9 protein-coding genes and 1 tRNA gene are annotated in these 10,363 nt (G+C 38.7%); 9 read left to right on the plus strand and 1 reads right to left on the minus strand.

All coding sequences use genetic code 11. The features are described from left to right. The first annotated feature begins 270 nt into the window (after window positions 1-270). From DW033_RS17660 to DW033_RS17715, 9 genes are all read left to right on the plus strand, one after another. Window positions 271-2,235, plus strand: coding sequence for a hypothetical protein (locus DW033_RS17660; protein ID WP_048928140.1), 1,965 nt, complete (start codon window positions 271-273; stop codon window positions 2,233-2,235). A 308-nt stretch (window positions 2,236-2,543) separates the two neighbouring features. Beyond that, window positions 2,544-3,560, plus strand: coding sequence for a DUF3871 family protein (locus tag DW033_RS17665; protein WP_048928141.1), 1,017 nt, complete (start codon window positions 2,544-2,546; stop codon window positions 3,558-3,560). Window positions 3,561-3,676: 116 nt separating this feature from the next. Continuing rightward, the gene (locus tag DW033_RS17670) at window positions 3,677-3,967 is read left to right on the plus strand and encodes a type II toxin-antitoxin system Phd/YefM family antitoxin (protein WP_048928142.1); all 291 of its coding nucleotides are present in this window, start codon (window positions 3,677-3,679) and stop codon (window positions 3,965-3,967) included. Beyond that, entirely contained in the window at window positions 3,955-4,230 is a 276-nt protein-coding gene (locus tag DW033_RS17675) for a Txe/YoeB family addiction module toxin (protein ID WP_048928143.1), read from the plus strand. Before DW033_RS17670 ends, DW033_RS17675 begins: the two co-directional genes overlap by 13 nt. 91 nt (window positions 4,231-4,321) lie before the next feature. After that, the gene (locus DW033_RS24980) at window positions 4,322-4,597 is read left to right on the plus strand and encodes a hypothetical protein (protein ID WP_081024193.1); all 276 of its coding nucleotides are present in this window, start codon (window positions 4,322-4,324) and stop codon (window positions 4,595-4,597) included. An 89-nt stretch (window positions 4,598-4,686) separates the two neighbouring features. Then, a complete protein-coding gene (locus DW033_RS17685) occupies window positions 4,687-5,361 on the plus strand; it encodes a recombinase family protein (RefSeq protein WP_048928144.1) in 675 nt (224 codons plus the stop codon). Between the two features lie 1,351 nt (window positions 5,362-6,712). After that, window positions 6,713-8,179, plus strand: a complete 1,467-nt coding sequence (locus tag DW033_RS17695) for an Ig-like domain-containing protein (protein ID WP_048928146.1) — start codon at window positions 6,713-6,715, stop codon at window positions 8,177-8,179. A 76-nt stretch (window positions 8,180-8,255) separates the two neighbouring features. After that, a complete protein-coding gene (locus DW033_RS25345) occupies window positions 8,256-8,654 on the plus strand; it encodes a lipocalin family protein (RefSeq protein WP_048928147.1) in 399 nt (132 codons plus the stop codon). A 1,124-nt stretch (window positions 8,655-9,778) separates the two neighbouring features. Then, window positions 9,779-10,219, plus strand: a complete 441-nt coding sequence (locus DW033_RS17715; RefSeq protein WP_005867918.1) for a DoxX family protein — start codon at window positions 9,779-9,781, stop codon at window positions 10,217-10,219. Between the two features lie 69 nt (window positions 10,220-10,288). On the opposite strand, the gene DW033_RS17720 is transcribed toward DW033_RS17715, so the two are convergent. Continuing rightward, a tRNA-Val gene (locus DW033_RS17720) sits at window positions 10,289-10,363 on the minus strand.

The raw sequence follows: 10,363 nt of genomic DNA on the forward strand, positions 1-10,363 counted from the left end.
CAAATTTTCTATAGAATTAAAGAATTTTCCCCCTGATTTATCGGGTGAGCCATTCAAACTTCGATTAAATGAACAAGAAGTTTCTGTTTTCCCGGACAATTGGCATGAGCTACCTATCGGGACTTACCAGCAAGGTAAGAGTAATCCGGCTCGCAGAGTTAATAACAATATATGCGTCTGCATCCCCAATTCCGGGAGAGGTACGAAATCCGTACCGACCATATATAAGCGATTTTACTCAAGTTTCTTACCCATTAATCCCGTCTTGCCATGAGTGAACAGAATGGATTTAAAGGGTTGGAGGTTGTCGAACTGAACATTTCCAAAGGCGAATACCTGTCAGAAGCCTTAAAAAGACAAGGCTACCCCATGCTGCCGAGCAATGCCATTATTAATAAGGTAATGACAGGTACGGGAGCTACTTACATGGAATTGAACGCGAAGTTAAGTCCAAGAAACTCTATCGTGATTGAGCCGTTCAAATCTTCGGTGGAGAACAAGGTACTGACCTTTAATGAAGCTCAAGGGGTGTTCAAAGAAGTGACCGTCAAGAAACTGATCGCTTACCTCAAGAACCCCAACATCAAGTACAAAAAGATCATAACCACCCCCGAAGGGTTTCAGAGCAAAGTCTTGAAGGTGGCAAAGGACTTGGGCTTGAATATTTATAAGGAGTTCTTCTGCCTGTTCGATGAATCCGAGCACTTGACAGAAGATACAGGCTATCGTAGAAGCATATCCGCCCCAATGAAGGAGTTCTTCAAATTCGAGGGAAAGGCTGTCGTGTCTGCCACTCCGTTAAAGCCGAGCAAGTACACCTTAACACTGTTCTTGCGTCACCAATTCAAGTGGGTAGAAATTAAGCCCGACTATGACTATCGGGAGGATATGACTTTGATAACAACCCGTAGCTTTTACAGTCGGGTGAAGCAGGAAGTAAAAAGGCTGTTGGATAACGGTTCTCCCCATGTGTGCATCTTCTATAAGACAACAGAGGGAATCTGTAGCATCGTGGAATCATTGCTGCATGACGGAATAATAAAAGAGGACGACTACAAGGTCTTCTGCTCAAAGGACAGTGCCGACAAGCTAAAGAGCCGCTTCTTGGAACATAGTACGGATAAGCTGGAACTTCCTCTAAGAAGGGTGAATCTGTTTACATCGAGGTTCTTCCCGTCAATAGACATCAATCTGAAAGAACTTTGCGATGTGCTGATACTGTCGAACTACGATCATGTGAAGCACACCCTAATCAATCCGTTCACCGAAGCCATCCAGTGTCAAGGCAGATTTAGGCATGTGTTCCCCAACGGGAAGAGATATAACTCTCTTACGGTTATAGCTTCAATTCCTAACGAGCTTGAAGTTAAACCCGAAGAAGAAATATATAAAGACATCGAGGCGAGAATCAAATGTTACCGAGCCATTCAGCAGGAAGGGATAAAAGCTGATGATCCCACATATTATGATAAGGAATTAAAACGGCTACGGCTGAATGAGGTCTTAAATTCCGAGCGGAACGGATTTGACAGGTTCTCCATAGAGCAACTATTACTTGACGAGCAGGTGAAAGGATATTATCTCTCACCCAATGCACTTAGACAGGCATACGAAGATACAGGATATTTCAATGTGGACTTCCAACCCGAAGATGAAGCGGTCGGTGAAGATGACATTTACAGAATTAAAGCCGCTAAAGCGAAGGATAAATACCAGCTTATTGTATCCACATTAGAAGCGACAAAAGACAATGCCGAGGCGATACGGTTCGTCCGGGCACAATGCGTGGAGGAAGAATGGCTTATCAACGCCTTCTTCAAGTTAGGGAAGGAGGTTATCGAACAACAACAGTACGGTAAGACTGCGATCAAGAAACTATTGAAACAGACCGAGGAGGAAGAAGCCCTACAACGAAGATTCAGCCCGGAGTTTCTTCATGATATGATCAGAGAGTTCGAGTCAGAAACAGGTAACGATTTATATATTCCCGTAAAGAATGTGCTTGACAGGATTGGATACCTGTTGGACTGTTACGGAATAACCTACTCCCGATATGGAGACGGCAAGAAAGATGCAATGTGCAAGTTGTCCGAAGCTCTCATCAAGGAATATTTCGATCCGAGGCGTAGTAACCGGGAGGGTGAGGCCAAGGTCAAGTTTGTTCGGTTTAAAGAGGAGTTGTTTAAACGGAAGGACTGTGAGGAACATATAATACCTAATGTTCTCCCCGGTTGATCCCACCCCTCATTTACTCCCCCCCATGCTTGCCAGAAGGAAAATCAAAATTCTGACAGGCATGGGGGTACACCATCAATCACAAATAAAATTATACTCACCAACCAACTCCCCAATCTCCAACTGAGCGAATCTGTAAAAGGTAACACTAAATAGCCCTATATGTAAAATATCCTAATGATATAACACTTATAGTCATTTAGCAAGTAGTAATGAAGTCCTAAATTGTAAACTGAGCGATCCGTTTCATTTAGGACTTCATTCACATACTTGCCAATCAATCAATAATCACTTAATTCAATTACATTATGAGTACATTACAGATCATGCCGTTTGAGGCAAGAGAGAGAAGGTTTCAGAGTTTACAATCAGCAGCGGAGGAAGCTACTTTGCTAGTGCCCAAGCACAAGAATGTCCTACACTTCATTGAGAGTAACACGCAGGAAGCAACCATCAATCACCTAAAGAACGATTGCATTGTTCCAGTCTTCAGCAAGGATAACGAGCTTACTGTTTCACACGCTGCATTCATTGAGACAGTAGGTGAAGCAGTCCAGAATTTCTTTAGCGGTGAACGGATTGAACAACCAGGCATTCGTGTGTCCCATATTATTAAAGGTAGAGTACCATCTGCCATTCATAAGCCAGCAAGCCAATTACAGGATAGTGATCGTACGATCTACTACGAGCGTTGCGCATTCGCTTATGAAGTTCCATCCATTCAGCAGATCGTTGAAGGGAATAAGCTCAATCTTACTGTTACAGGTGTGCGGGCCTTCAACAGAGAGAACCTATATTCACGTAAGACAGTGGAAAGGTTCAGCATTGGAATTGGATTCAAGAACCTTGTTTGCTGTAACCTCTGTCTGTTCACAGACGGATTGAAGAACGATATTAGGGTCAGTGATACATCTCAACTATTCAAAGAAGCTTTAGAGTTGTTTCAGCAGTACAACCCAAACCGCCATCTTCAACTGATGCATGAATTTGGTAATCATTCACTCACCCAACATCAATTCTGCCAGATATTAGGTAAAATGCGACTTTTTCAAAGTTTACCTTCTATCAACCAGCGTAAACTTCCACCTATGTTAATGACAGATAGTCAAATAAACCAAGTGGCAAGGGCTTATGTGAATGATGAAAATTTCTACGGATATGGCAGGGAATTATCGATGTGGCGGTTCTACAACTTACTTACAGGAAGTAACAAATCAAGCTATATTGATACTTATTTGGACAGAGCGTTAAACGCTACTGATATTGCACAAGGCATAACATCAGCACTGCAAGGTGATGATGCTTATAGATGGTTTATTGATTGAGAGAGGAAGGGGCATCTATTTACTTAGGTGTCCTTCCTTTTGTCTAATAATTAACTAATTAAACTTGCAAGTACGTAAATAAGTACATATATTTGCAGTAAATAAAAGGAGGACTTATGAGAACAGCTAATTATACTGATTTAAGAGCAAATCTTAAAGGTTATATTGACTCTGTAATTGATGATTGTGAAACTGTAATCGTCAACCGTGGTAAGGGAAGCGGAGTAGTGATGATTTCCCTTGATGAATACAATTCATTAAAGGAGACAGAATATATCATGTCGTCACCTGACACAATGGGCGCTATTCGTAAAGGAGAGGAAGATATTAAGAATGGTAATGCCATCGCCCAGAATGAAGGAGAAAGCATTGATGATTTCTTAAATCGGGTAGCATGTACAGAATAATATTGTCAGACCAAGCACGTAAGGATTATCAATACTTCTTACGAAGTGGCAATACAGCTATCATAGATAAAATTAAAGCTTTATTGAATGATATAGCTGAACGCCCTTATGCTGGGATTGGAAAACCTGAACCTCTTAAATATGAGTTGGCAGGTAAGTGGTCAAGACGGATTAATTCAGAGCACCGTCTCATTTACTCTGTACATGACGATATGATAGAGGTCTCCATCTTCTCAATGAGACACCATTACTCCAAGAAGTAGTACCACTACATACAATTTACTAATTGAAAGGGCATCTATTAAGTTAGGTGTCCTTTCTTTATATCTACTAACTATTTAAAGATTACATCTTATGAATACCAAAGACATTGATAATGCGATTAATCACATTATATCATTACAGGAAAAGCTATCCACCTGTGAGAACAATCTCCAATACATCAAGCGGTTGCAAGCATTGAAATACTGGCTGCATAAGTTTGACAGTTTATTGGATAGAACCAGCAGACTAAATGGTGAATATGCAGCGATACATGAAAGTTACTTCCATGCCTGTGCTGGATTTTCATTCTATGACAGGGTTTATCATTCCATCTTATCATACCAATATGGAGATAGACCGTTCTAATTCAGTTGGGCATCCTCATTTGGGTGTCCAACTTACATAAGCTGAACGAACATTCAGCATTTGTAACCAACTACTGATTAATGTGAATCATGAAGACATACATCGCATATTTAAGGCAATCTACCATGAAACAACAGCTGTCTGGTTTAGGTGTGGAAGCCCAACGAGAAATTATACACAACCATGTGAAGAATAAACAAATACTTGCTGAATATATTGAAACGGAGAGCGGCAAGAAGTCTAACAGACCTCAGCTTCTCACAGCTTTGGCAATGTGCAGGAAAACAAATTCTATTCTGATTGTCGCTAAACTGGATAGGTTGTCAAGGAACGTAGCATTTACATCTAAACTTCTGGAATCAGATGTTGAGATTGTCTTCTGTGACTTTCCACAAGCTAATAGGTTAATCTTGCATATCATAAGCAGCATTGCAGAATACGAAGCTGGGTTAATTAGTCAGAGAACCAAGCAATCATTACAGGCTAAGAAAGCAAGAGGAATCAAGTTAGGAAAGTCTGATAACTTGATGAACAAGTTTGAGCAAGCTATCTACAATAGCTCCCGTACCAATAAGGCTAAAGCTGAAAACAATCCCAATAATATGAGGGCAATCGCATTGCTACGGTCACTGTCAATGCAGGGTAAGTCACTCTCTGAAATGACTGACTTGTTGAATGAGCAAGGCTTCGTAACATCTAAGGGTTGCCAATTCCAGATAACCCAAGTTAAGAGGTTACTTGTCAGAGTAGGGTTAATGTCGTGAAATCACTTTGAAAGGCAGGACAAATTTAAAGTAAGGTTAGCTTTATATACCCCAATCTAAGTTTGTTCTACCCTAAATTTCAAACGGAGAAGTAAGCATCTACACCTTATATATATGGTACATCTAAAATATTAAGTTGAGAAGCATCTAAAATCAATTCTTCACAGTTTGGCATTTCAGCCCTATACTATATAGTCAATTACACCAATTCCAAGAATCCATATACATCTAAAGTCTTAAAACTTATGTCGAAGATAGCCCATTGTAAATCACCAACAATATGTTGACATGATGATGAAAATTCAAGGCGGGTATGGAAGTTGAGAATTTGACTCTTATATGGGGAGAGTAAGATTTCATACCTGTCCCAGATATATGACTTTAGGATTATCTCTGATTTTTAATGAACAATAGTTCTTGCCAATTCAAACGATTTAGTAACTTTGTCCCAATCTCTTATGCCTAAAGCGATAGGACGTTAAGGGAGGACATAAATTTACGAAGAGCGTTTGATATATTATCCTATCATGGAATCTGGACAATTCTATAACACAAGGATAATAGGCAAGAACGCTCACGTCGGTGCTATATACCTACTTCACAGTGGATTATATAACAGTCTGGCGTGGGCTATTGTTTATTACTTGTGTTAGGCAGTCCAGAAACTCTTGGAAACAAGAGTGCCCCATGATAGTAATATCCAGTAGTTTCCACGCCTTCTTTGTGTTTAATAGCTTACTGAAGGGAACAGGTAAGCAGCTTTAAATTTAATCTTATGGGGTTATTCACACTAGTAGACAGGATTTCCTTACTCCGTGATTGTAGAGCCATTATGAAGTTGATGGTGAAATTGCAAAGGTGTCCTAAGCCAGACAAAGCAGGATTATGCCTTGAAGTAGAAAATAGGTTACAGACCTTATCAAGTAAAGGTGATAAGATGCCAGATGCAGCGATGAGTGTTATCATACCAATTCAAGGTAGGGATAATGATCTATACTCCTTCTTGCAAATAGTGAGGGAAGACTTATATTCATTCAAGAATTAACAATCAATCTAAATTAAACAGACGTGGCAGCAGTTAAATGTTGTGGTTCCTCACGTCCTTATATTTAATAGCTTACCAGAGGGAATAGGTGAGCACAATACTATTATTTATGAATAAGAGAACTCTCACCATGCTTTTGTGGGCTTTCCTTCCTTTAATAGCAATAGCAGGAGATAGACTGCCAGATGAAAATCCAATGTCCTTTGGAACGTTCATGTTCTGTCTATTTATCATTATAGTAATAATTATTTACAATGTAGTAACTAAGGATGATTAAGAATTAAACACTTTAATAATTATATAATAATGAAGACATTAAGATTATTAGCAACCTTACTATTGGTTGCATTGAGTATGGGGTTATACTCGTGTAGTAAAGATGATTTTGTAGATACACCACCTATACCTGTTACTCCAGATAACATCTTTAATGACACTGATAAGAAGTTCGCAGAGTACATGGATGATTATTCTGACATTAAGTGCAGATATGCTCAAGCAGGAGAAGGAATTATGCAGTTATCTGGCATAAAGAACAAACATCTTTGGTTTAGTGAATTTGATACTACAACAAAGAAGCTCAAATCAACATGGCTGGATATTGAAGAAACAGATACCATACAACAGGTTTATTCTGGCTATGGGGAATATAAAGAGATGAAGATAACGTTTGCTATCTTTGGTTATTATAAGAAAACAAAGGCAGGAGATATTGTAGGCTTTAGCTTAGACGATATTCCTCAAATCATATTCACCAGTAACGGTAAAACTAAACGTACACCATTAGAGATAGACAGTGAAAATAAGACCTTTTATGATTGGTACAATGAGTCAGTTTTAATAGGCAATCGTTGCTATTCCAGTGAAGGAGACCCTCTGTTTACAATTGAGGATAGCTATTTTTTTAGAGATGGGAATGTAACCCCCATTTCATATGAAGAAGGCATCAAGTTTGACTACTCTTACCCTCCTATCTCATTTGAGAGGTTTAATATTAAAGAGGGTAAATCCGTTTGGAAAACCAATCTTACTGATATTGAACTACCATCTGACTCTAAAATCAGTTACACTATACTTGACAAGTCTGCTAATGTTTGGGAATACAAGGTGGATGCTGTCCTATATAATGGAATGAAACATAGCTACATCTTCACTGTCAACATGGAAGACGGTAAAGCAAATGTAGCAGAGGAAGGTGTTAAAGTTACAAGCATCGCATTGAACAAATCTCAAGTAACGTTAGATATTGGAGAGATCTTTCAATTGGTTGACACGGTAAAACCTAACAACGCAGAGAATAGCAAGGTAGTCTGGACTAGCTCAAATGAATCTGTGGCAACCGTAGATCAGAATGGACTTGTTACGGCTAAATCTTATGGTGAGTCGGTGATCACAGTCACCACAGAGGACGGTGGATTTACAGCTACATCTAATATCATAGTAAAGAAGAAGGAGATTAGTGATTACATAACCTCCAAAACATTTACTTCCATGATTAATGTTGGTGGATATATACAAGGTATCATTGGATGTGAAATCATTAATAATAGCAAGGAAGACATACTGTTGACTAATTATACAGTCATAGATGATAATGAGAACGTTCTTCTTACCAATCCTTATGACAATAATATCTTGAAAGCTGGTTCCAGTTATCGAGAAGATGTTAGTATTAGAGGCGTGTTCAATGAATTGACATTGAGATGGACTTATATACATAATGGCAAGAAGTACACATATACTACAAAATATAAAGTGACAACTTCATTATGATTAGCAGAGAAGGTTTATGGAATGTCTCATAGACCTTCTCTTAAACTGGATATAATAACAATTAGTAATTAAAAGGATGAAGAATTTAAAACATTTAGGAATGGCCTTATTAATGGTCATGTTAGCAATTAACTTAGTAGCTTGTGGCGATGATAAGGAGGATGGAGATAAGGAGATCACTCCATCTATCGTTGGTACATGGAAATTGACTGTGGATAAGGGATACACGCATACACATGTTACCTTTACGAAAGACGGAACATTCAGCTATACCAGTACGGATGAATTGGATTATGAGGAACATGGGACTTACAAGATAGTAGATAATCTCCTATACCAGATGTTCAGTGACGAAGACGAATGGGTGATTGGTGAGATACTCTTATTAAATTCTGAAACCTTATCCATTCAAGATTTAGATGATGATGGGGTTACTCCTCGTGGTAAACCTTATTCTTACCAGCGGGTAGAATAGTAGATAAGGCAGATACAAAATAGCAAAGGCGGCATTGATTACTCTTTGCCGCCTTCCTTCATTAATCTCACACAAACATCTTAGGTTGAGAGTTAATCAGATATACTAATTGACTAACTGATTAATTACTACAAATTTAGTCAATTCAAAGTAGTCCACCAAACTAAATATCATACGATATTAAGCTAAATCAGACTGTCTGACAGAGGATTAGATTGAAGACATAGAATTGAACCAACCGGTGTGAAGTGGGCTGTTAATGGCTAAATGGCATGAGGTACAGAATTACTAAATATTAGTTCATATATGGGATGAATGGATTTCATACCTCTTTAAAGAATGGTGTTTGAGAGAACTCTTATGCAGTTTCTTATACTCTCATCTTCACTATTACAGTAATGTAGACCAAAGATTAATACACTATGCAAGATTTCACAACCAGACTTGAATATACTTCTTACGAATTAATACTATTTACATATGACACGATCTGAATTACCTAACAATTCACTCAAGACAGATTCTCTAACCCCTAATGCTCCGTTTCATTATGTCGTAGCTGGAAGCCAAGGTATTATGTTAGCAGCAGCTACAATGCTACTCCTATATATCATTATAGTTGTGGTAGGATTGATATGTGGTTTGGGATGGGGAAGTTTACTCTTGCCAATTCTTGTTTATCATCTACTATTAGGCATCGCTGTGGCTGCGTTATGGACTTATAATAAGCTCATTTCATAGTGTGTGAATTAGAGTATCCTACATATTAATCTCTACTTGTACAGTCTAATTTACATTGGTTGATTTCGTTATGAATGGAATATTTAGTAAATTTGCATCATAGTTCAATGTTGACCTATAGTTGACCTCTGAACTTATATAGAGATAATTAAAGTGTTGATAACAAGGTAGCTTAGTTGAATAGAGCGTCAGATTCCGGTTCTGAAGGTCGTGGGTTTGAGTCCCACCCGGGTCACGAAGGAAAGGAAGTCTCTTTGATTGAAAAATCAAGGGGGCTTTTTTAGTTTAGCCCCGATTATAAACGGATATTTACTGAACTAACCCTAACTTGATTTTGTTTTATAATCAAAAAGACAGAATGATAAGATTAAAAACAGAAGAGTATGTCAGTAATTTACAAATTTCTTTTTCCAATGAAGCCGGATGGAACGGCTATTTCATTACTATTGTTGGCGCTTCGTTTGCTTTTCGGTGGATTACTATTATCTCATGGGATGCAAAAGTGGACAAATTTCGATAGTATGTCGGCCTCATTTCCTGATCCGTTAGGTGTAGGGCATTCAATATCTTTGGGCCTTGCGATATTTGGGGAGCTTGCTTGTTCCATCGGTTTTATATTCGGGGCCCTTTATCGGCTTGCGATGATCCCCATGATTTTTACCATGGGAATGGCTTTTTTCGTCATCCATGGGAATGACCCATTTTCTTTGAAAGAGTTAGCATTCATTTATTTGGTGGTTTTTATCCTGATGTATATAACGGGACCCGGAAAATTCTCGTTAGATCGTCTGATAGCTGTTCCTCTGTCTCGAAAGCAGAAGTAAGCGTGAATGTGCGGTTGAGGATAAATAAAAAAGTCTGTTAATCATTAGATTAACAGACTCTATTTTCTGTGGGCGTTGACGGATTCGAACCGCCGACCCTCTGCTTGTAAGGCAGATGCTCTGAACCAGCTGAGCTAAACGCCC

The organism is Parabacteroides sp. AF39-10AC, from assembly GCF_003635405.1.
GTDB lineage: Bacteria > Bacteroidota > Bacteroidia > Bacteroidales > Tannerellaceae > Parabacteroides > Parabacteroides distasonis.